The 21,095-nt window shown below is 70.8% G+C and carries 18 protein-coding genes; 9 read left to right on the top strand and 9 right to left on the bottom strand.

Annotated features, from left to right (window positions below):
* Positions 1–22 precede the first annotated feature (22 nt).
* Entirely contained in the window at positions 23–1,717 is a 1,695-nt protein-coding gene (locus tag O2L01_RS02990) for a type 2 periplasmic-binding domain-containing protein (RefSeq protein ID WP_270120282.1), read from the bottom strand.
* Positions 1,718–1,986: 269 nt separating this feature from the next.
* Positions 1,987–4,017 carry an alpha-galactosidase gene (locus tag O2L01_RS02985; RefSeq protein ID WP_270120281.1) on the bottom strand — a complete coding sequence of 677 codons (2,031 nt, stop codon included), beginning with the start codon at positions 4,015–4,017 and terminating at the stop codon, positions 1,987–1,989.
* A gap of 368 nt (positions 4,018–4,385) precedes the next feature.
* Here O2L01_RS02985 and O2L01_RS02980 point away from each other — a divergent pair, with 368 nt between their 5' ends.
* The 4 genes from O2L01_RS02980 to O2L01_RS02965 all read left to right on the top strand — a co-directional run bounded on the left by O2L01_RS02980 (position 4,386) and on the right by O2L01_RS02965 (position 8,802).
* Positions 4,386–5,495, top strand: coding sequence for a glycoside hydrolase family 62 protein (locus O2L01_RS02980; RefSeq protein ID WP_270120280.1), 1,110 nt, complete (start codon positions 4,386–4,388; stop codon positions 5,493–5,495).
* A 10-nt stretch (positions 5,496–5,505) separates the two neighbouring features.
* Entirely contained in the window at positions 5,506–6,438 is a 933-nt protein-coding gene (locus O2L01_RS02975) for an alpha/beta hydrolase family protein (protein WP_270120279.1), read from the top strand.
* Between the two features lie 2 nt (positions 6,439–6,440).
* Entirely contained in the window at positions 6,441–7,568 is a 1,128-nt protein-coding gene (locus tag O2L01_RS02970; RefSeq protein WP_270120278.1) for a glycoside hydrolase family 10 protein, read from the top strand.
* Positions 7,569–7,812: 244 nt separating this feature from the next.
* The gene (locus O2L01_RS02965; RefSeq protein ID WP_270120277.1) at positions 7,813–8,802 is read left to right on the top strand and encodes a LacI family DNA-binding transcriptional regulator; all 990 of its coding nucleotides are present in this window, start codon (positions 7,813–7,815) and stop codon (positions 8,800–8,802) included.
* On the opposite strand, the gene O2L01_RS02960 is transcribed toward O2L01_RS02965, so the two are convergent.
* Positions 8,799–9,500, bottom strand: coding sequence for a hypothetical protein (locus tag O2L01_RS02960; RefSeq protein ID WP_270120276.1), 702 nt, complete (start codon positions 9,498–9,500; stop codon positions 8,799–8,801). The two genes, O2L01_RS02965 and O2L01_RS02960, sit on opposite strands and share 4 nt — an antisense overlap.
* A gap of 38 nt (positions 9,501–9,538) precedes the next feature.
* Entirely contained in the window at positions 9,539–10,579 is a 1,041-nt protein-coding gene (locus O2L01_RS02955; RefSeq protein WP_270120275.1) for a LacI family DNA-binding transcriptional regulator, read from the bottom strand.
* Between the two features lie 165 nt (positions 10,580–10,744).
* On the opposite strand from O2L01_RS02955, the gene O2L01_RS02950 reads away from it, so the two are divergent.
* The 4 genes from O2L01_RS02950 (at position 10,745) to O2L01_RS02935 (ending at position 14,990) form a co-directional block, all read left to right on the top strand.
* Entirely contained in the window at positions 10,745–11,350 is a 606-nt protein-coding gene (locus tag O2L01_RS02950; protein ID WP_270120272.1) for an RICIN domain-containing protein, read from the top strand.
* A gap of 78 nt (positions 11,351–11,428) precedes the next feature.
* Positions 11,429–12,334 (top strand): alpha/beta hydrolase family protein, encoded by a 906-nt coding sequence (locus tag O2L01_RS02945; RefSeq protein ID WP_270120271.1) that lies wholly within the window; start codon positions 11,429–11,431, stop codon positions 12,332–12,334.
* Positions 12,335–12,345: 11 nt separating this feature from the next.
* On the top strand, positions 12,346–13,971 hold the full coding sequence (locus tag O2L01_RS02940) for a glycoside hydrolase family 43 protein (RefSeq protein ID WP_270120270.1): 1,626 nt from the start codon (positions 12,346–12,348) through the stop codon (positions 13,969–13,971).
* A 275-nt stretch (positions 13,972–14,246) separates the two neighbouring features.
* Positions 14,247–14,990 carry an alpha/beta hydrolase family protein gene (locus O2L01_RS02935; RefSeq protein WP_270120268.1) on the top strand — a complete coding sequence of 248 codons (744 nt, stop codon included), beginning with the start codon at positions 14,247–14,249 and terminating at the stop codon, positions 14,988–14,990.
* Between the two features lie 44 nt (positions 14,991–15,034).
* Here the strand turns inward: O2L01_RS02935 and O2L01_RS02930 are convergent, their stop codons facing one another.
* Complete coding sequence (locus O2L01_RS02930) at positions 15,035–15,430, bottom strand: RidA family protein (RefSeq protein ID WP_310286631.1); 396 nt, start codon at positions 15,428–15,430, stop codon at positions 15,035–15,037.
* A 112-nt stretch (positions 15,431–15,542) separates the two neighbouring features.
* Between O2L01_RS02930 and O2L01_RS02925 the strand changes: the two genes are divergently transcribed.
* Positions 15,543–16,505 carry a helix-turn-helix transcriptional regulator gene (locus O2L01_RS02925; protein ID WP_270120265.1) on the top strand — a complete coding sequence of 321 codons (963 nt, stop codon included), beginning with the start codon at positions 15,543–15,545 and terminating at the stop codon, positions 16,503–16,505.
* Here the strand turns inward: O2L01_RS02925 and O2L01_RS02920 are convergent.
* From O2L01_RS02920 to O2L01_RS02905, 4 genes are all read right to left on the bottom strand, one after another.
* Positions 16,502–17,479, bottom strand: a complete 978-nt coding sequence (locus O2L01_RS02920; protein WP_270120263.1) for an NAD-dependent epimerase/dehydratase family protein — start codon at positions 17,477–17,479, stop codon at positions 16,502–16,504. The two genes, O2L01_RS02925 and O2L01_RS02920, sit on opposite strands and share 4 nt — an antisense overlap.
* 179 nt (positions 17,480–17,658) lie before the next feature.
* On the bottom strand, positions 17,659–18,336 hold the full coding sequence (locus O2L01_RS02915; RefSeq protein WP_270120261.1) for a hypothetical protein: 678 nt from the start codon (positions 18,334–18,336) through the stop codon (positions 17,659–17,661).
* Positions 18,337–18,443: 107 nt separating this feature from the next.
* A complete protein-coding gene (locus O2L01_RS02910; protein WP_270120259.1) occupies positions 18,444–19,637 on the bottom strand; it encodes an ROK family transcriptional regulator in 1,194 nt (397 codons plus the stop codon).
* A gap of 92 nt (positions 19,638–19,729) precedes the next feature.
* The gene (locus tag O2L01_RS02905) at positions 19,730–20,950 is read right to left on the bottom strand and encodes an ROK family transcriptional regulator (protein WP_270120257.1); all 1,221 of its coding nucleotides are present in this window, start codon (positions 20,948–20,950) and stop codon (positions 19,730–19,732) included.
* Positions 20,951–21,095 lie beyond the last annotated feature (145 nt).

Raw genomic sequence — 21,095 nt, 5'->3', positions numbered from 1 at the left:
GAGCGGGCGGCCCGGCGCCGGGTCACTTCTCGTTGAGGCTCTTGTAGACGTCCGTGTAGAACTCGCGGGCCTCTTCGCCGCCGTTCTCCATGAACGTCGCGACGATGTCCGGGATGGTGGACAGCTCGGCGCGGCCGTAGGCGATGTCGTTCTGCTGGTCGCTGAGGGTCTGCGCGGCGGACTTCGCGGCGGCCGGGGCCTCGATGCGGACGCCTTCGAAGGCGCTCGGCACGATGTACTGCTGGACCGAGGCGTTGTAGTCGAACTGCGCCTGGACGACCTCGGGGTCGCCGGTGAGGAACTTCTGCACCTTGCCGGAGTACTGCTTCAGGTTGACCGGGGCCTGGACGATCTTGGTGCCGTGCTCGGTGTAGATCGGCGTGCCGGTGGCGTCGTACTCGAAGTGGTCGCCTTCGACGCCGTACTCCATGAGCTCGTACTCCTTGGTGCCGAACGGCGCCGAGCACCAGTTGGCGACGTCGAGGAGCTCCTCGACCTGCTCCTTGGAGAGGTCCTTGTTGAGGAACGTCCAGCCGTCGACGGAGGTGCTGGCCTTGAGGACCGGCGTGCGGCCCTTCGCGGCGAGCGGCGGGAGCGGCTTGATGGAGCCGGTCGCGGCGCCGTCCTTGACGAGGGCCGTGTACTCGTACCAGCGGACCGGGTTCTCCTGGGAGAACAGGATCGTCCCGGCGATCTGCATGGCGCCGCCGTCCAGGGTGCCCGTGGGGGCGTCCGGGTGGATGAGCTTCTCGTCCCAGCAGAGGCGGCGGAACTCGAGCATCTCGGTGAACTCGGGCTTCTCGCAGTCGTTGACGAGCTTGCCCTGCTTCTCGTCCCAGCTCCAGCCGTCGTCGCCGATGAGCCCGAACATCTGGGGCAGGATCCAGTCGATGCTGCCGAAGGCCCACTTGCCGTTCGCGTCGTCGGACCAGGTGCGGGCGGCCTCGAGGAGCTCTTCGATCGTGGTCGGCATCGCGATGCCCGCGTCGTCCATGAGGTCGTCGCGGACGAACATGGCGTTGCCGGGCCCGCCGCTGAAGGTGGAGGGGATGCCGAAGAGGCGCGCGCTTTCAGGGTCGGCCGGGTCCTTGGACCACACGGACTGGGCCCAGGACTGGGTCGGCAGGCCGGCCAGGAGCGGCCAGCGCCCGGAGATGTCGCCCTTGAGGATGTCGGTCAGGTCGTAGAACGAGTTGACCACGGTCTCCTGGAAGTTGGTGTGGGAGCCGAGCATCCAGCTGAACAGGAGAATGCCGTCGCCGTACTCGTTCGCGTTGAGCCACTGCACGGAGGTGTCGGCGTAGGTGTTGCCGTCGGCCTGGCGCAGGTTGATGGTGGTGCCGCCCCAGCCGTCGCGCAGCGCGGCGAAGTACGAGTCGTCGTTCGAGGGGGCCTCGCCCCAGAACGGGACGGTGAACTCGTAGGTGCCGGAGCCCGAGGGCACCTCGCTGATCGCCTCGACCGGGTCGGGGTAGGAGGTGAACGCGGAGGGGTGGTTCGGCGGGTCGCCGACGAGGTCCGGTTCGGCCGGGAGGGGCCATTCCTTGTACTCGGGCAGGAAGTCGAAGCCCTCGGTCGTCTGCGTCGAGCCCTCGCCGGTCTTGAGGTCCGAGCAGGCGGCGGCGAAGGGCAGGCCCGCCGCGCCGATCGCGCCGAGGCCGGCGGCCTTGAAGAGGGAGCGGCGGCGCATCGCTTGCGGGGAAGAGGAGTCGGGCACGTCATCGGCCTTTCAGTCATGCTGCCGCGAGGGATGTGTCAGCAGCGAGGGATCTCTAAATTTGGATATGCCTTCAAACAAAAGTAAGCGAGGTGGGGACCCTGAGACAAGACCTCAGGGCCCGAAAGATCAGATGAATCCGGAGTAATACGAGAACGATGCGAAGTCGTTACCAAGCAAACGCTGCCATGACGCCGCGTCGCCGACGATGTCACTCTAGAAACATCGGACGCATTGCTACCGCACAGTATGGCTACCGCGCAGTATTGCTACCGCACAGTGAAGATCCGCGCCGCCGGTCCCGCCGGGACCTCGACCACCGGCGCGTCGCCGTCCGTGCGGATCTTCCACTCCGGCAGCTCGACCGGGTACACCTGTTCCAGCGTCCGTCCGGCCAGCCCCGGCAGGGCGACCTCCGCGGCCTCGCCGCGCGACCACAGCGCCAGCAGCGACTCCTCGCCCGCGTCCAGCTGCAGCGCCACGACCTCGTCGTCCCAGCCGGGCAGGCCCAGCGGCCACACCGGGTGCGACTCCGCGATCCGCTGACGCCAGTCCTTGTGCAGCGCAACGGCTTCACGCACCAGCGCGGACTGCTCCGGGGCGAGCGACCCCAGGAAGCCCGAGAGGTACAGCCGGCCCATGACGCCCGCCGTCATCGCGAACGCCGTCTCCTCGATGCTCATCGAATCGGACGGGTACGCCCAGTTCCCGGCCTGCTCGGGGAGCACGCTCGCGGGCGCGGCCGCCGCGATCGGGACGTACTTCCGGAAGTCCTGCTGGTCGCTCGTGGACTGCATGTGCGCCACCGAGAGCAGGTTGTAGTCCATCCGCATGCCGCCCGAGGAGCAGCTCTCGAACAGCACCCGCGGGTGCCGCTCCTGCACGTCGCTCAGCCACTGGCGCAGCGCCCGGGTGTGCCCCAGGAGCCCGGCCCCCGGCGCGACGCCGTCCACATCGGTGCCCACCCCGAAGTTCACGTTGTAGTCGAGCTTGAAGAACTCGATGCCGAACTCGGACACGAGCCGGTCCACGGTCTCGTCCAGATGCGCCCGGGCCGCCGGATGGCGCAGGTCCAGCTGGTAGTGGCCCGTCTCGTCCAGGCGCTTGCCGAACCGCTGGAAGAACGCCTCGTCCGGCAGCTCCCGCGCCGCCCGCGAATTCCCGCCCACCGCTTCGGGCTCGAGCCAGATCCCCGGCCGCATCCCCTTCGCGCGGATCGCGTCGATCACCGAGATCAGGCCGCCCGCGAAGTGCCCGGGGGCCTCGAACCAGTCGCCCGCGTCCGACCACCAGTTGCCGGAGCCGAACCAGCCCGCGTCGATGCAGAAGTACTCCGCGCCCGCCGCGGCCGCCCCCTCGATGAGCGGCAGCTCCTTCTCGGTGGTCGGGCCGCCCATGAGGGTGTTCATGAAGTCGTTGTAGACCAAGGGAAGCCGCGCGTCGACCGGACGCAGCTCGCGGATCGCCCGCCGGTAGTCCGTGAGCGCCGCGAAGGCCGCGTCCCGGCCGCCTGCCGCGACGCAGATGCCGGCCGGCACCGTCGTGAACTCCTCGCCGGGCGCCAGGCGCGCGGCGAACTGGTGGTAGAGGTCAGTCGGGCCGTACACGCCGATCACGACCGCGCCCCAGTGCTGCGTCGCCTCCCAGTGCCAGCCCGCGCTCGTCTCCGGCTGCCACGCGACGGAGGCCTCCTTGCCCGCGAGGACGCCCGTGGGCAGGTACTCGCCGCTCGGGAACGAGCCGTGGCTGGTCACCGCGAAGTTGCCGCGGTTCTGGCGGCCGTGGAACTCCGGGTTCACGTTCGGCAGCATCTCCGCGAGCGGGCGCTGGTGGAAGCGGCCCTCGGCGAGCCATTCGCTCTCGCCCCAGACGATGTCGTGCGCCCCCTCCGGGACGGCCACGAGCGCGGAACTGATGTTGAGGAGCACGACCTCCTCGTCCGATCCGTTGCGGAGGGTGTGCCGGATCTGCAGGCCCGGCCCGGCCGCGCGGAAGCGGCTCGTGACCTCGAGGCCGCGCTCCGGATCGCGCTGGCGGACCAGCAGCTCGCCGTCGGCCGCTTCGTGGCCGGTGTACCGCAGGCGCATCCCGCCGCCCCAGGAGAGGAGGCTCTGATTGTGCCGGGCGCGCTGCTCCCCGGCGATGCTCAGGTCGACGAGAGGGGAGGGCGCGGCGATCGACTCTGCGTCCGGGCCGGCCGCCCAGCGCACGAGCCGGACGGGTCCGTCCTCGGCGTAGTCGAAGCCCAGATGCAGTCCCGGGCGGCTCCATTCGAAGGTGCCGTCGGTGAGGGTGGTCATGAGGCGGAGCGCTCCTGCTCGATCGATAAAGCGTTATGAATCAACACCACAATCTAGTGCTCGGCCGGTGACGCCGCAAGACGTCGAGCGCCTGAAAAAGCCGATGAATCGATGCAAGATCCCTTGGGAGAGCGTGCTGAAACAGCTGAAGCGGCGAGAAATCACCGCTTGAGCGGCGAATAGATCCGATGTTTGCAGCCGTTGGCGCGCTGGGCGGTTCGCGCCCGACTACCCTCCGTAGGTTTTTGTCCTGATTCAAGTTTTTTGCCCCTGACGTCTTGACCCGATATCGAGCGATATCTATAGTTTGGAACCGTAAGTTTCGGGGTCCACCCCGAAAGTTTCAAACAAAGGAGACGATTCGCACGATGCTCCCCATTCCAGCCCGCCGCCGCACCAGGGCCGCGCTCGCGGCCTCGGTCGCCGTGGGGGCCTTGGTGGTCGGCGCGACCTCCGTCCACGTCCGGCCGTTCGCGGCCGAGGCCGCCACGGAAGAGGGCCCGCCCGCCGCCCGGCAACTGCCCGAGAGCTACCAGTGGACCTCCACCGGCGAGCTCGTCGGACCCAAACCCGATGCCGCGCACGACATCGTGTCCGTCAAGGACCCGACGGTGGTGCGCCACGGCGACGAATGGCTGGTCTACATGACCACCGCCAACACCGCCGGGGCCTGGAGCCTCGCCTACACCAGCTTCGGCGACTGGGACGGGGCCGCCGCCGCGCCGCAGTCCTTCCTCGACACCAACCCGAACATCGGCACCCGGTACGCCGCTGCTCCGCACGTGTTCTACTTCGAGCCGGGGGACGAGTGGTACCTCGTCTACCAGACCGGCCTGCCGTCCTACTCCACCACGGACGACCCGACCGACCCGCAGAGCTGGTCGGCGCCGAAGAACTTCCAGGACACGGTGCCCGACATCGTGCAGGACAACATGGGGAACGGCGCCTGGCTCGACTACTGGGTCATCTGCGACGACGTCAACTGCTACCTGTTCTCCGCCGACGACAACGGCCACCTGTACCGGGCCGAGACCACGATCGGCGAGTTCCCGAACGGCTTCGACGACACGCAGATCGTCCTCCAGGACGACCGGTTCGACCTCTTCGAAGGCCCGGCGGTCTACCGCGTGGGCGACACGGACACGTACCTCCTCATCATGGAGGCCATCGCCTCCGACGGCAGCCGGTACTACCGCTCGTTCACCTCCCAAGGGCTGACCGGGGAGTGGCAGCCGCTCGCGGACACCCAGGACGACCCGTTCGCCGGGCCCGCCAACGTGTCCTTCCCGGACGGCGCCTGGACCCGCGACATCAGCCACGGCGAACTCCTGCGCGCCGGGAACGACCAGACCATGACCATCGACCCGTGCAACCTCCAGATGCTCTACCAAGGGCGCGACCCGAACTCGGACGGCATGGACTACTCCCAGCTGCCGTACCGCCTCGGCCTCGCCACCCAGAGCAACCCGAGCTGCTGAGGAGCCACAGATGACATTGCGACGACGCACCCTGTTCAGCCTCGGCCTCGCCGGAGCCGCCGCCGCGGGAGTCTCCGCGCTCGGCATCGGCCAGGCCCTCGCCGACCCGCCCGCGCGGCCCTACCAGGGGACCGCGCCGACCGATCCGCTCGCCGTCGGCGTGCGCGAGTACCAGTGGAGCCGCGGCGACCGCCGCCTCACCACCCGCATCTTCTACCCCGCCGCCGGGAATCCGGGCGGCGGACCGGTGCGCGACGCGCCGCTCGCGGACGGGGCCTTCCCGGTCTGCGAGTTCAGCCACGGCCTCAACGGCAGCCCCGAAAGCTACGGCGACCTGATCGTCCCGCTCGCCGCGGCGGGATTCATCGTCCCGGCACCCGTCTTCCCGACCACGACGGCCGGCTCGGAAGGCAACGTGGGCGACGTCTACAACGGCAACCAGTCGAAGGACGTCTCCGAGGTCATCACCCGGACCATCGCGTTGAACGACACGGACGGCGACCCGTTCGCCGGGCGCATGGCCCTCGAACTGGGCGTCGGCGTCGCCGGGCATTCCTTGGGCGGCATGACCACCCACGGCCTGCTCTCGGCCTGGCCCGACTCCCGCATCACCGCCGCGGTGCCGTTCGCGTGCATCGACATGGGCGACCCGGCCCCCGACGTCAAGGCCAAGGTCCTGTTCATCCACGGCGACCAGGACACGCTCACCCGCTACGACCTGGCCCGCCAGGCCTACGCCGAACTGCCGGCCCCGAAGGCGTTCATGACGCACACCGGCGCCGGCCACCACGAGTACATCTGGGGCGGCCCCACCACGGGCGCGACCCTCGAGACCTATCTGGACTGGATGCGGTGGGGCCTCTACGGCGACACCGCCGCCCGCGACCGCCTCGCGGCGGACGCCGCCGTCCCGGGCGTCGTCTGGGAAGCCGAGGGCCTCTGAACATGGAGAAGGACGAGGACATGCACCAGACCCCGACCCGGCGCCTCCGTCGCCGCATCACCGCCGCCGTCGCCGCCACCGCCGCGGCCGGACTGGCCGCCGCCGGGGCGATGCTCTTCGCGGGCAATGCCTCCGCCGCCGAGACCCTCGGCGCCTCGGCCGCCGAGAGCGGCCGCTACTTCGGCGCCGCGATCGCCCCGAACTTCCTCGGCGAGGAAGGCTACGCGAACACGCTCAACGCGGAGTTCAACTCGATCGTGGCCGAGAACGCCATGAAGTGGGACGCGACCGAGCCCAGCCCCGGCCAGTTCAACTTCACCGGCGGCGACCAGCTCGTGGCCTACGCCGAGGACCACGGCATGGCCGTGCGCGGCCACACCCTCGTGTGGCACGCCCAGCAGCCCACGTGGGCGCAGGGCCTCCAAGGCCAGGCCCTGCACGACGCCATGACGACCCACATCGCGGGCGTCGCGGGCCACTACCAGGGCAAGATCAGCTCCTGGGACGTGGTCAACGAGGCCTTCGAATGGGACGGCTCGCGCCGCCAGTCGAACCTGCAGATCCAGTTGGGCGACAAGTGGATCGAGGACGCGTTCCGCGCCGCCGACGCGGCGGACCCGGACGCGAGGCTCTGCTACAACGACTACGGCACCGACGGCGTGAACGCGAAGAGCGACGCCATCTACGACATGGTCGTCGACTTCCAGGCGCGCGGCGTCCCGATCGACTGCGTCGGTTTCCAGACGCACCTGGGCTCGGACTCCGATCTCGGCTCGTACCAGCAGAACCTGCAGCGCTTCGCCGACCTCGGCGTCGACGTCGAGATCACCGAGCTCGACGTCGGCGGCTCGGGCTCGGCACAGGCGAACGTCTTCCGCACGGTCACCGAGGCGTGCCTGGCGGTCGACCGCTGCACCGGCATCACCGTCTGGGGCATCACCGACAAGTACTCGTGGCGCGGCGAGGAGACCCCGCTGCTCTTCGACGCGAACTACCAGAAGAAGGAGGCGTACGAGGCCGTCCTCGACGCCCTGAACGCCGGCGGCCGCCGGGGCCCCCCGCGGCGGGGGGGGGGCCGGGCCCCCCCCCCGCCCCTCAGGATCGCTTGCACGCCCAGCAGACTGCCGTGAACGCCGGAAGCGGCTCGCGCTTCCGGCGTTCGCCCGTGCCGCGACCGGGGGAGGGGACGGTGGCGTGAGCGGCGGGCGATGGTTACCGTGAAGGTTCCCGGCCCGTATCCACCGCCGAGCCGGTCGCGTTCCCATGATCGAATTGAGCGCTGCCGATGAGAGCCCGACCCCGCGCCGCGGACGGAGCGGGCGTCGGCAAGGCGCGCCGCCTTGCGGACGAGCGCGGAGCGAAGGGAAACGGCGAGTGGGCAAACGGGTGACGATCCTCGACGTCGCGGCGGAGGCCGGGGTGTCGCGGCAGACCGTGAGCCGGGCGATGAACGACACGGACGACATCAACGCGGCGACCCGCCGTAGGGTGCTGGACGCCGCCGAGCGCCTCGGCTACCGCCCCAGCCGCTTCGCGCGCAGCTTCGTAACCCGGGACAAGACCCACGCGGTCGGCCTGGTCGTGGCCTCCTTCCGCAACCCGTACTACACGGACATCGCCGGGGAGCTGCTCGAAGCGGCCGCCGCGCGCGGCTGGCCGCTCATGATGACGGCGGTGGAGGGACCGACCGCGGCGTCGATGGCCATGCTGTCCAACCAGGTCGACGTCCTGGTCGGCCATTTCGACCAGGCCGACGCGGACCTGCTGGCGGTCGCGCGCGGACTGCCGCTGATCCGGCTGGAGGGCCGGGGGAGGCTCCCGGGGGTGCACTCGGTCGAGGTCGACATCAGATCCGGTGTGGTGGAGGCCGTTCGCGCGCTGCGCGAGCGCGGCGCGCGCCGCTTCGGGATGGTCGACTCCGCGTACTCGGTGCACAGCGGCGGCGCCTATGAGCCCTCGGCCCGGAGCGACTGGTTCGCAGCGGCGGTGGGCGAGGGGTTCACCGGCCTGGTGCCGGGGGAGGAGACCATCACCGGCGGCGGCCAAGGCTTCCGCGACCTCATGGCGCGGCACCCCGAGACCGACGCGGTGCTGATGTTCAACGACCTCATGGCCTTGGGGGCCGTGCAGAGCGCGCACGTGCTCGGCATCGACGTGCCCGGCGACGTGCGGATCGTCGGGGTCGACGGGCTCGCGCTCGGTGAGGCCGTCGACCCGCCGCTGACCTCGGTCGCGCTCGACCGGCAGGGGCTCGCCGCGAACGTGCTCGACATCGTGGAGATCCTGGCCGCGGCCGACTTCGCCCGGCTCGACCCGATCAGCCGGGTGGTGCCCTCGAAGCTGCTCTGGCGCAAGTCCGCCTAGCGGTTCTCAAGCCCCGGTTCCCACGGGACCGGCGCGCTGAAACTCGCGCCGAACAGGCGCGAGAGGTTCCAGTAGTCGTCGTCGACGGGTTCGTGGTCGGCGAGGAGCATCCGGGCCGGCGGGAACGGGCGGTCCGCCCGCAGCTGCGCGATCTCGATCAGGTTGGCGCGCTCGGACTCCGCGTCGCTGGAGCCCTCGAAACAGGCGAGCGCGGCGCGCAGCGCGGGCTGGAACGTGCCCTCCTCCCAGAGCCCTTCGATCTCGTCGAGTTCGATCGTGATGAACCGGCCGGGCGCGGCCTCGACGGCCTGGCGCAGCATCGCGGCGTGGTCGTCAAGGGGCCCTTCGGGTTTGAAGAGGCGGTTGAGCACCGGCAGCGCGGCGTCGAGCTGGGCGAGCGCCCGGTCCTTGGCGACGAGTGGCGCGACGGCCTCGACGACCTCGTCCTCCTCCTCGTGGTCCTCCACCTCGACGAAGTCGCAGGTGGCCTCGTCGAACTCGGCGTAGACCGCGTCGGGGTCCGCTTCGATCACGATCGTCTGGGTGCGGAGGTCGGCGGGGCGGAACAGGGCGAGCCACAGCAGCGGCACGCAGCGCACGTCGTAGGCGACGACGTCCGTCGCGGCCGCGAAGCCCTCTGCGGTCGAGGGATAGAGGGTCTCGCGGTCGGCGGTGCAGAGGTACGAGGAGTTCGGCATGGCGGGAGCCTATCCGGCGGCACCGACGCCGGGCGTCCTCAGCGGGGCGGCGCGGTGCTGGCGCGCAAGACCAGCTCGGTGGCGATCTCGACGCGGCGCTTCGCCGGAGGCCGGCCCGCGGTGAGCTCGAGGAGCATGGACGCGGCGGTCGCGGCCATGTCGTGCAGCGGCTGGCGGACCGAGGTGAGCGGCGGGATCATCCACTTGGCCTTCGGCAGGTCGTCGAAGCCGATGACGCTGAGGTCGTCGGGCACGCGCAGGCCGAGTTCGGCGGCGGCGTGGTAGACGCCGAGGGCCGAGCCGTCGTTGCACGCGAAGATCGCGGTGGGCGGGTCGGGGAGGCGCAGGAGGACGCGGGCGTGGTCGCGCCCGTCCTCGATCTGGAAGTCGCCCAAACAAACCAGGGCAGGGTCGACCGGGACGCCCGCGAGGTCCATGGCGGCGCGGAAGCCGTCGAGCCGGGCCCGGCCGGCGAGGACCCGTTCGGGGCCGGTGATGACGGCGATGCGGCGGTGGCCGAGTTCGAGCAGATGCCGCGTGGCCTCCAGGCCGCCGTTCCAGTTGCTCGTGCCCACGGACGGGTCGTCGTGGCCGGGCTCGCCCGTCGGGTCGACGGCGACGATCGGGATGTCCCTGGCGCGCAGGCGTTCCCGCTGGTCCTCGGTGACGCCGCAGAAGACGGGGATGACGCCGACGGGGCGGCGGGCGAGCACGTCCTCGACCCAGCCGCGGCCGGGCACGTGGCTGCCGCCGAGTTCGGAGACGACGACGCCCAGGCCGTTCGCGCGCGCGACCGAGCTGACGCCGTTGATGACCTCGACCGGGTACAGCCCGCGCACCTCGTGGAAGACGAGTTCGATGAGCGGGGCGGGGCGCGAGGCCCGCTTCTGGCGGCGGTAGCCGTGCCGCCGGATGAGCGTCTCGACGAGCTCCCGGGTCTCGGGGGCGACGTCGAGGCGCCCGTTCACGACCTTGGAGACGGTGGCCACGGAGACGCCCGCGCGTTCGGCGAGCTGCGCGATCGTGAACGGCTCGCTTTGGGGCGCAGGGTCGGCGGGGGTGTCGGGTGAGGAGGACATCCGTGGATTCTAGCTGCGGTTCGACCGAAAGGACCGAGTCGAGGCCCGTTCCACTCTTGACAGACATCGAGAGTGATCGATAACTTATATCCGGAAGTTTCGTTTTCATCATCGAAACTTTCGCTCGAACCGACCCGGCACCGCTTCGACCCCCCAGGAGCTTTGATGAACCCGGCACCCGACCTCGCGGTCCTCACCCGGTGGACTCGTGCCCTCGCCGCCCTCGCGGCGGCGGCCGTGCTCGCCACCGCCGGCCTGCTCGCCTTCGGCGCCGACCGCGCCGAAGCCCAGCCGACCGCCACCGACTGGTACACCGTGCAGTCCCGCCACTCCGGCCTCGTCCTCGACATCCAGGGCGCCTCCACCGCGACCGGCGCGGTCCTCACCCAGTACACAGCCTCCGGCGGCACCAACCAGCAGTTCCGCTTCATCGACCTGGCCAACGGCTACTACGTGATCCAGGTCCGGAACTCCGGTCTCGTGCTCGACGTCTCCGGCGCCAGCACCGCCGACGGCGCGAGCATCATCCAGTGGACCCGCCACGACGGCGACAACCAGCAGTGGAAGGTCACCAGGGACTCGGCCGGCTACTACGCCATCGTGAACCGCCGCTCCGGCAAGGCACTCGACGTCTACAACTGGTCCACCAGCGCCGGCGCCACGATCGTCCAGTACGCCCCGACCGGCGCCGCGAACCAGCAGTGGACGCTCAACCCCGCCGGCGCCACGTGCGGCGCGGACACCGTGCTCGCGGCCATCGCCGCCGCCTAGACCCGATCCCCCGTGGGGCGGCCGGTGCCATCGAGCGATACCGAACCGGCCGCCCCTTCCCGCCAACGAAGGAAGCACATGCAGCGCAGAACCGTCCTGAACCTCACGGCCGCCGCGACCGCCACCGCCGCGGCCTCCATGATCGCGCCCGCCCCGGCCCAGGCCCGGCGCGCGCCCGCCAAGACGTTCGCGGTCGGCTGGCGCGAGTTCGCATGGAGCCGCGGCACCCGCCGCCTCACGACCCGGATCTTCTACCCCGCCACCGGGACCCCCGGCGGCGACCCGGTCAAGGACGCCCCGCTCGCGCCCGGGAAGTTCCCCGTCTGCGAGTTCAGCCACGGCCTCGGCGGCAACCCCGAGAGCTACGGCGTCATGAGCCGGCCCCTCGTCGCAGCCGGGTTCATCGTCCCCTCGCCCGTGTTCCCCACGACCACGACGGGAGCCGAAGGCAACATCGGCGACGTCTACAACGGCAACCAGTCCAAGGACGTCACCGAAGTCCTCTCCCGCACGCTCGCCCTCAACGAGAAGGGCTCCGGCGACCCGTTCGAGAACCGCATGCGCCTCGACAACGGCGTGGGCGTCGCCGGACACTCCCTGGGCGGCATGACCACCCACGGACTCCTCACCGCCTGGCCGGACAGCCGCGTCACCGCCGCCATCCCCTACGCCTGCGTCGACATGGGCGACCCCGACGGCACCGTGCACGCCAAGACGCTCTTCGTCCACGGCGACCTCGACCCGATCTGCAAGTACCCGCTGGCCCGCCAGGCCTACGCCGAACTGCCGTCCCCCAAGGCCTTCATGACCCACACCGGGCAGGGCCACGACGAGTTCATCTGGAACGGCCCCACCTACCCGCAGACCGTCGCCACCAGCATCGACTGGATGCGCTGGGCCCTCTACGGCGACGAGCACGCCCTCGACCGCCTCGCCGAGGACGCCTCCGGCGGCGGCATCGTCCTCGAAACCGACCTCGACTGAGGAGCGCTACCGTGAACTGGATCGACCACGCCCTCAAATACTCAGCCAACCGCCGCCGCCTGTTCATCACGGGCGCGGGACTCGCCGCCGGAGCCGCAGCAGCCGTGTACGCCCCCTACGCCCTCGGGCAAGCCGAGGCGCAGCAGACCACCTACGCCAACCCGGTCGTGTGGCAGGACTTCGCCGACGTCGAGGTCATCCGCGTCGGCGACGTCTTCTACATGACCGCCTCCACGATGCACTACTCGCCGGGCGCGCCCGTCCTGCGCTCGTGGGACCTCGTCAACTGGGAGTTCATCGGCCACTCCGTGCCGAAGCTCGACTTCGGCGCCAAGTACGACCTCAACGGCGGCCGCGGCTACGTGCGCGGCATCTGGGCCTCCACGATCGCCCACCGCCCCAGCGAGAACCGCTTCTACTGGCTCGGACAGATCGACTTCGCCCGCTCCTACATGTACACCGCGACCAGCCCCGCCGGGCCCTGGACCCAGCACGCCCAGCTCCCGCGCGCCTACTACGACGCCGGAATGCTCGTCGACACCGACGGCACGATGTACGTCGCCTACGGCAACTCGCAGATCTCCGTCGCCCAGCTCTCCGCGGACGGCAAGACCGAGGTCCGCAACCAGCAGGTCTTCACCACGCCCTCGAACATCGGCACCCTCGAAGGCTCCCGCTTCTACAAGATCAACGGCAACTACTACATCTTCCTCACCCGCCCCGCCAACGGGCAGTACATCCTCAAGTCCTCGTCCCCTTGGGGCCCTTACACACTCCGGCAGGTCCTGCTCGACATGCCCGGCCCGATCGCCGGCGGCGGCGTCCCCCACCAGGGCGGCCTCATCTCGACCCCGAACGGCGCCTGGTACTACATGGCCTTCGTGGACGCCTACCCCGGCGGCCGCATGCCCGCCCTCGCGCCGATCACCTGGACCGCCGACGGCTGGCCGCAGGTCACCACCGTGAACGGCGCCTGGGGCCAGACCTACCCGTTCCCGAACCTCACCCCGCATCCGGTGCCGCCGCTCACCGGCGCGGACACGTTCACCACGGCCGCGCTGGCGCCCAAGTGGGAGTGGAACCACAACCCGGACAACACGAAATGGACCACCGGCAGCGGGCTCCGGCTCCAGACCGCGACGGTCACCAACGACCTCTACAACGCGCGCAACACCCTCACCCACCGCATCCAGGGCCCCAGCTCCACGGCCACCGTGGAACTCGACCTCGCTTCCATGCGGGACGGCGACCGCACCGGCCTGGCGATGCTGCGCGACTCGTCCGCTTGGATCGGCGTGCGGCGCGACAACGGCGTGCTGCGGGCGGTCATGTGGGACGGCTTGAGCATGGACTCGAACTGGAACACCACGGGCACCGGCACCCAGCGCGCCACCGCCGACCTGTGCGACGCCCGGGTCTGGTTGCGCGCCAAGGCGGACATCCGGCCCGGGTCGGGCCGCCAGGCCCAGTTCTCGTACAGCACGGACGGATCGAGCTTCGTCCCGCTCGGGCCCGCGTTCACGCTCAACAGCAACTGGACGTTCTTCATGGGCTACCGCTTCGCGGTCTTCAACCACGCCACCCAGTCCCTGGGCGGCGCGGTCACCGTGAAGCGCTTCGAGGTGAGCACGCCCTGACGGCCGCTCCCTCCATCGGCATGAGCGCGGGCCCGTCCTCAGGCGGGCGCCGCCTCCGCCCGGTCGCCTCGAAGCCGAAGCGCCGGTAGCGCCGGGCGGAGTCCGGCGTGCTCGCCTCCAGGCAGGCGGGCGCGCCCGCCTCGGCGCGCCCTGCCCGGCTATCGAGAGGCCTGGCGAAAGCGACGTGCGACCGGCCTCCCGCGGCCCCGGTTCACACTGCGAGAGGTCCGACAACCGCCGTAGCGAAACGGTTTCCACGTGTTACCTTGCGCTCCATGGAACCCCTGAATTTTCGACACGAAGGCCGAACCATTCGCGGCACCCTCCACCTCCCGGAGCGGGGCGACGCCCCCGGCGTCGTGCTCTGCCACGGCTTCTCGGGCAACCGCACCGAATTCGGCCACACCTACGTGCGCCTCGGCAGGCGCCTCGCCGAGCGCGGCATCGCCGCGTACCGCTTCGACTTCGCCGGCGGCGGCGACTCGGACGGCGAGTACGGCGACATCACCGTCTCCGACCAGGTCTCCCAGACCCTCGCCGCGCTCGACGCGCTGGGCCAGGTCCCGGGCGTCGACAAGGACCGGCTGTCGCTGCTCGGCATGAGCCTCGGCGGCCTCACCGTCTCGCTCGCCGCCGCGAAGCGCCAGGTCCGCTTCCTCGCCCTGTGGGCCCCGGCCGCGATCGCGGTGGCGGACGAGGTCAACGTGCGCCGCCGCGCGATCATCGCCGAGCACGGCTACGACGACTTCGGCGGCACCCCGATCTTCCAGCGCTTCGTGGACGACGCCGAGACCGTCGACGCGTTCGCCGACGCGCAGGGCCACACCGGGCCGGTGCTCCTCGCGGCCGGTTCCGAGGACGGGATCTTCGCGCCCGGCGTCCTCGAGGGCTACCAGAAGGTCTACGGCGACCAGCTCGAGCACCACAGGCTCGACGGCGTCGGCCACGGCTTCGAGACCGTCCCGGCCCGCGAGCACCTGCTCGACCTGACCGAGGCGTTCATCGTCCGCCACGCGTAAAAGTTCAGATCGGCCCCTCGCGCCGGGCGCGAGGGGCCTCCGCGTCACGCCACGGCCGTGCCCTCGAGCTCGACCATCTGGCCGGGCACCGCGAGCCGCGCTACCTCGAGCATCGTCGTCGCCGGCGCGACCCCGGCCTCGCCGAGCCGTCCGGCCAGCACCCCGTAATGCGGGAACAGCAGGTCGATGTCCGTCGCGTACACGTTGAGCCGCACCAGGTTCGCGAGCGACATCCCGGCCGCGCCGAGCACCGCCTCCAGGTTGTCGACGGCCAGTGCGAGCTGCCCCGCCATGTCGCCCTCGTGCTGCGGCTTGCCCTCGGCGTCCATCGCGGTCTGCCCCGAGCAGTACAGCGTCCGGGTCTGCCCGGACACCAGCTCACCCTGGTTGAACCCCAGCTCGATCGACCACCGCACCGGGTTGACCGCGGTTCGCTCCATAGCCATTTCGACTCCGTTCCATTGCCGTTCGGGCGGCACGTCGCCGCCCCGGAACAGAGCCTCGCAACCAATCACGACATCCTGTGTCAGGTATTCCCCATAGAATTCCGGGATGCGCGCCGACCGCCTCGTGTCCCTCGTCCTCCTGCTGCGCCAGCGCGGCCGCATGACCGCCGAGGCCCTCGCCGCCGAACTCGAGGTCTCCACCCGGACCGTGCTGCGCGACATCGAGGCGCTCTCGGCGGCGGGCGTCCCGGTCTACGCCGAACGCGGCCGCCATGGCGGCTTCGCGCTCCTGCCCGGGTTCCGCACCGAGCTGACCGGCCTCAACCACGAAGAGGCCCTTGCCCTCCTGACGGCCGGGTCGGGGCGCGGCGAGCGGGCGTTCGGGCTCGGTTCGGCGCTGGCCTCGGCGATGCGGAAGGTGGTCGACGCCCTGCCCGCGAGCCATCAGGCCACGGTGGGCGACGCGGCGAGCCGGTTCCTCGTGGAGCCGGAGACGGACCTGCTCTCGCGGCGGGCGCCTGCCGAGGCGATCCCGGAAGGCGTGGTGCACGAGGTGCGGCGGGCGGTGCTCGCCGGGCGGCGGCTCCGCATCCACTACGCGGCCAACGGGGAAACCCCGCAGTGGCGCACGGTCGACCCGATCGGCCTGGTCACCGTGCGGGACCGCGCCTACCTGCTCGCGACGCGCGGCGGCGCGGACCGCACCTACCGCCTGTCGCGATGCCTTGCGGCCGAAGCGCTCCCGGAACCGGCCGAGCGTCCCGGCACCGTGGACCTGGACCGGGTCTGGCGGGAACGCTGCGCGGGATTCCTCGCGGACGGGCATCTCAGCGTGCAGGTACGCGTGGACCCGGCGCACCGGGAGGCGCTCCTGGACACGGCGGTGGCCGTCCGGGCCGAGGCCCCGGAGGCGGACGGCCGGCTGCGTCTGGAGGTCGCGTACCAGGACGCGGAGCACGCCGAATGGGCGCTGTGGCAGCTCGGCACGCACGCGGAAGCCCTTGCGCCGCAGTCGTTGCGCGAGGCGCTGCGGCTCAGGGCCGCCGCGCTTGCCGCCCGCTACGCCTAGACCTTGAGCGGGTTCGGGAGCTCGAGCTCGCCGTTGTCGATGAGCCAGCGCAGGGATTCGAGGACGGCCTGCTCGGGCTCGTACGCCGGGGCGTATCCCAAGCGGGCCTTGGCCTTTTCGATCGTGAAGCACTGGCTGCGGTCGAGGTGGCCCCATGACGCGTCGGCGTGGCCCTCGCTCGTGCCCGCGCGGAACTCGTCCCAGGTCACTGATTCCAGGTGGGCGGTCTGGCCGAACCAGGCGGCGGCGATGTCGGCGTAGCCGCGCACGCTGAGCGCGGTGGGGGCGACGACGTTGAAGTCCTCGCCCGCCGCGGCGTCGCGCTTCTCGACGGCGAGTTCGAAGGCCTGGGCGAGGTCGTCGGCGTGCACGTGGTGCATCATCTCGGTCCCGCTGCCGGGCACGCGGAGCGGCCGCCCGCTCGCGATCGCGGTCCAGACCTCCGGGTCGAGGTTGCCGAGCGGGTTGATCGGGTGCCAGCCGGGGCCGACGATGTGCCCGGGGTGGATCGTGGTGGTGACGAGCCCGCCGGAGGCCGTCTCCTGCTTGAGCATCCGCGCGATGCGGTCCTTCTGAATGCCGTACTCGTCGAGCGGCGCCTCGGCTGAGTCGGAGCCCTCGGCGATGGGCAGCTTGCGGCTCTTGCCGTACCGCCAGATGGAGCCGCAGTGGACGAGGTGGGCGCCGCTGCCGCGCAGGGACTCGACGAGCGCGGTCGCGGATTCGAGGGTGAAGCAGACGAGGTCGACCACGGCGTCGGGTTCGAGCGCGGTCACCGTCGCCCCGAACGTGCCGTCCGCGTCCTGCCGCTCGCGGTCGGCGACGACGTGGCGCACCCGGGCCCATTCGGGCGCGTCCGTGTAGGCGGTGCTGGTGCCGCGGCTGATGTTGACGACCTCGTGGCCGGCGCGTACCAGGCGCGGGACGAGGAAGGTGCCGATGTGGCCGGAGCCGCCGATGACGACGATTCTCATGGTGGTGCTCCCATCAGGTCGAGACGCGCCGAAGTGTACCGGCGGGGCGGCTGCCTCATCGAGCGCCACGGCGGCGACTCGCTCGGCATCCGCGCCGCCAACCGGCGTTACCTGCGAACTCGCCTCCCGAAACCCCGATGAGGGCCGACGGGCGGTGCTGGTCGATGCCCTGACTTCAGCTAGCCGCCGATGAGCCGCTGCACCGCGCTGCTGGTGGCCGAGCGGGCCAGGTCCTGGAAGACCTGCGTGGTCATCGTGGTCATGGGAGCCGCGACCGGCTTCTGGTAGGGGTGGGCGATCCAGATCTGCTCGCCCAGCTGCGAACCCATGATGACGGCATACCGAAGGTCGCCGCACACCCACAGGACTCCCATTCCGTCCGTCAGGCTCCACCAGACATCCTGCGGCATCACCGCGGTGAACACCCTGACGACTTCCTGCTGAGGAGACATCAGATAGATGTGCTTCGCGAAGGAGTTCGGGTTGCCGTCTTGGCCTTCTGCGACGCATGGCCAAGCTTGCCAAGAATGGTGCTGGAGTATTTGCATCAGGTATTGCGAGTTTCGCGATACATGTCGTCGACCTTTGCGATTCGCGATTACCAGCATCGCGGCTGCAATGAAGATCATCCCGATCAAGGCTCCGAGAATGAAGCCGAGCGCATGTCGTGTGATGCCGCCGATGGTAAGGGATGCAACGAGTCCGATGAATAGTCCGAGGAACACGACATGGGCTCTTCGGGTGTCCTGATGCGCCTTCGCCGCGGCTCCGTGGACGGCCTCAATGGCAGTTGGAGTGTTGGCGGTTTCCGCTGCCGGGTTCGGAGAGATCCAGTAGCCGTATTTCTCTGCGATCACTTGTGCTCCAGGGCGATCGGGTGAGGGGACTTGTCCTTGAGCTTATCGTGATCGCCCTTGCGGAGGAGACCGCGAACTGGGGCGCCGACCACGAAGGGCCCTGCAGTTCAGGCAGTCGGTGAACCCGCGTCGCGGTCGCGCAGGCCCGAGGACTCGAGGAAGTTGCGCAGCACCATGGCCGCGCCGCCGATGGCGGGGGCCTGGGAGACGTCGTCGGCGAGCTCGACCTGCACGCTGTGGACCTGCCGCATGAACACGGACCGGTCGAGCACCTCCTGGATCGCGTCCCGGTAGCGCGGGCCGAGGTCGGCGAAGGCGCGGCCCGCGAGCACCACGCGGCCGACGTCGAACATGTTCACCAGCGAGACGGTGCCCACGGCGAGCATCTGCGCCGAGGAGTCGATGAGCTCGACCGCGTCCGGGTCGCCCGCGAGGGCGGCCCGGCCGATGCGCATGAACGCGCCGAGCTGGTCGCCTTCGAGGTCCAGCCGCCTCGCCAGGGCCGCGTTCGCCTGCGCGTTGCGCACCACCGCGTTCGGGCCGCCCACGATCTCCAGGCAGCCGCGGTTGCCGCACCCGCAGATCTCGCCCAGGGCGTCCACGGAGATGTGCCCGAGCTCGACGCCGTTCGAGGTCACGCCCCGGTACGGGAACCCGTCGAGGATCACGCCGGAGCCGATGCCGCCGGACATGAACACGACCGCGAAACTCGACGAGGCGCTGCCCTGCGCCTGCACGCCGAGCCCGGCGGCCGTCGCGTCGTTCTCGATCCGCACCGGCAGGCCCGTGGCCGCCGAGAGCTCCGCCGCGAGCGGGTAGCCGCGCCACTGGGGCGCGGGGTACTCGGTGAGCAGCACGCCCGCGTCGCGGTCCTGCGGGCCGTGCGTGGCGAGGCCGATGCCGAGCACGCCGTCGCGCGGCACCCCCGAGTCCTTCAGCAGCCCTTCGATCCTCGCGGCGTAGTCGAGCAGCACGTCACCGGGGTCGCGGTCGCTGGATCCGGGCATACTCGTCTGTGCGACCACGCGCCCGGCGAGGTCCACGACCACGCCGAGCGCCGTGTACCGGTCGAACTGGACGCCGACCATGTGCCGCGCGTCCGGCTGGAGTTCCAGGAGCCGCCGCGGGGTGCCGCGGGCGGCGCGGGCCGTGCCGACCTCGTGCACCATGCCCAGCGCGATCAGCCGCCGCACCGCGTGCGTCATGGTCGCCTGCGTCAGGCCCGTGGCCTCGGCGAGCTCCACGCGGCTGACGGTGGTGCGCTCGCGGACGAGGTCGAGCACCACGGCCAGCGTGGACATCCGAGTGTCCGAGCCGAACGACCTCAATGCGACCTCCTGTACTCGCGCCGCCCACCGGCGGCGATCCGCACCACCATACTTGGCCTCCGTGCCTACGCCGATTCGATTCGCTGCGGCTCCCGTCGCACGTCCACCGGCATCGTCCGCAGCACGTGGAGCGCCCCGCCGATGGCCGCGGCGGTCTCCACATTGGCGGCGAGCCGCACATCAGGGCTGCTCAGGGCCCTGGTGAGCGCGCGCCGGCGCAGTTCGCTCTCCACGTGCAGCCGGTACAGCGGCCCGGCGGTGGCGAACGCGGGCCCGGCGAGCACCACCGTGTCGAGGTCGAAGAGGTTGACGAGGGTGACGGCGGCGCGCCCGATCCAGCGGGCGGACCGCTCGAGCAGGGCGGCGGCGTCCCGGTCGCCCGTACGCCAGGCGCGGGCGAGCCGTTCGAAGTCGGCGAGCGTCTCGTCCGGATCGCCCCTGATACCAAGGCGCGCAGCCAGATCGGGGTCGGCGAGCGCCTGCTCCACGACAGCCCGCGGCCCGGCCTCGGCCTGCGCGCAGCCGCTGTTGCCGCAGAAGCACGGGGCCTGGCCGAGGGCGATGTGGCCGATCTCGACGGCGTTGGACGCCCGGCCCCGGTAGCTCTCGCCGTCGACGATCACCCCGCCGCCGATGCCGGAGCCCATGTAGACCAGGCCGAACGTGTCCGTCGGGACGGCCCCGGCCCACTGCTCGCCGAACGCGGCGGCCGTGGCGTCGTTCTCGAGCAGGACCGGGATGCCGAGCCGCCGTTCGAGGGTCGCGGTGAGCGGGAACTCGAGCCACGCCGGATCGGGCTGGACGGTGAGCAGCACGCCCCGGTCGCGGTCCTGCGGGCCGTGCGTCACGAGCCCGGCCCCGAGCACCCGCTCATGCGCGATGTCGTTGCACCGCAGCAGGTCCGCCACGTGCTCGCCGAGAGAGGCGATGGTCGCGTCCGGGCTCTGGCCGCCCGAGCCGCGCAGGCTCGCGTCGGCGACGCGGACGCCGGCGAAGTCGAGCACGACGATCGTGGTGGTGGTGCGGTCGATCTGCACGCCCACGGCGTACCAGGCCGTGGGGTCGAGCTCGAGGAGGCGCCGCGGCTGGCCGCGCCCGCGCTGGTGCCCGCGCCCGATCTCGTGCACGAGGCCGGCGTCGATGAGGCGGCGCATGGTGTTGGTGATGGTCGCCGGGGTCAGGCCGGTGCGCTCGGCGAGCTCGACACGGCTGAGGGTGCCCCGCGTGCGCAGCAGGTCGAGCATGCGCCCGGCGGTCGTGGCGCGGCCGACCGCGCTGGCGGCCATGGGGTGATCCATCCGAGCGGTTCCGTTCACTGGGCCGAAACTTCTTCTTGACACGTTTAATTTAACGCGTTAATAATAAACGCGGCGCCCGGAGCGGACGCCACCCCTCCCGTCCCGTGGGAGTTCCCTCCCCACGGTCCTGAAA

Origin of the sequence: Glycomyces lechevalierae (assembly GCF_027622945.1) — a bacterium.
Classification (GTDB): domain Bacteria; phylum Actinomycetota; class Actinomycetes; order Mycobacteriales; family Micromonosporaceae; genus Glycomyces; species Glycomyces rutgersensis.
Note: the sequence above shows the minus strand (reverse complement) of the source record. Positions and strands in the feature narration are given on the sequence as shown.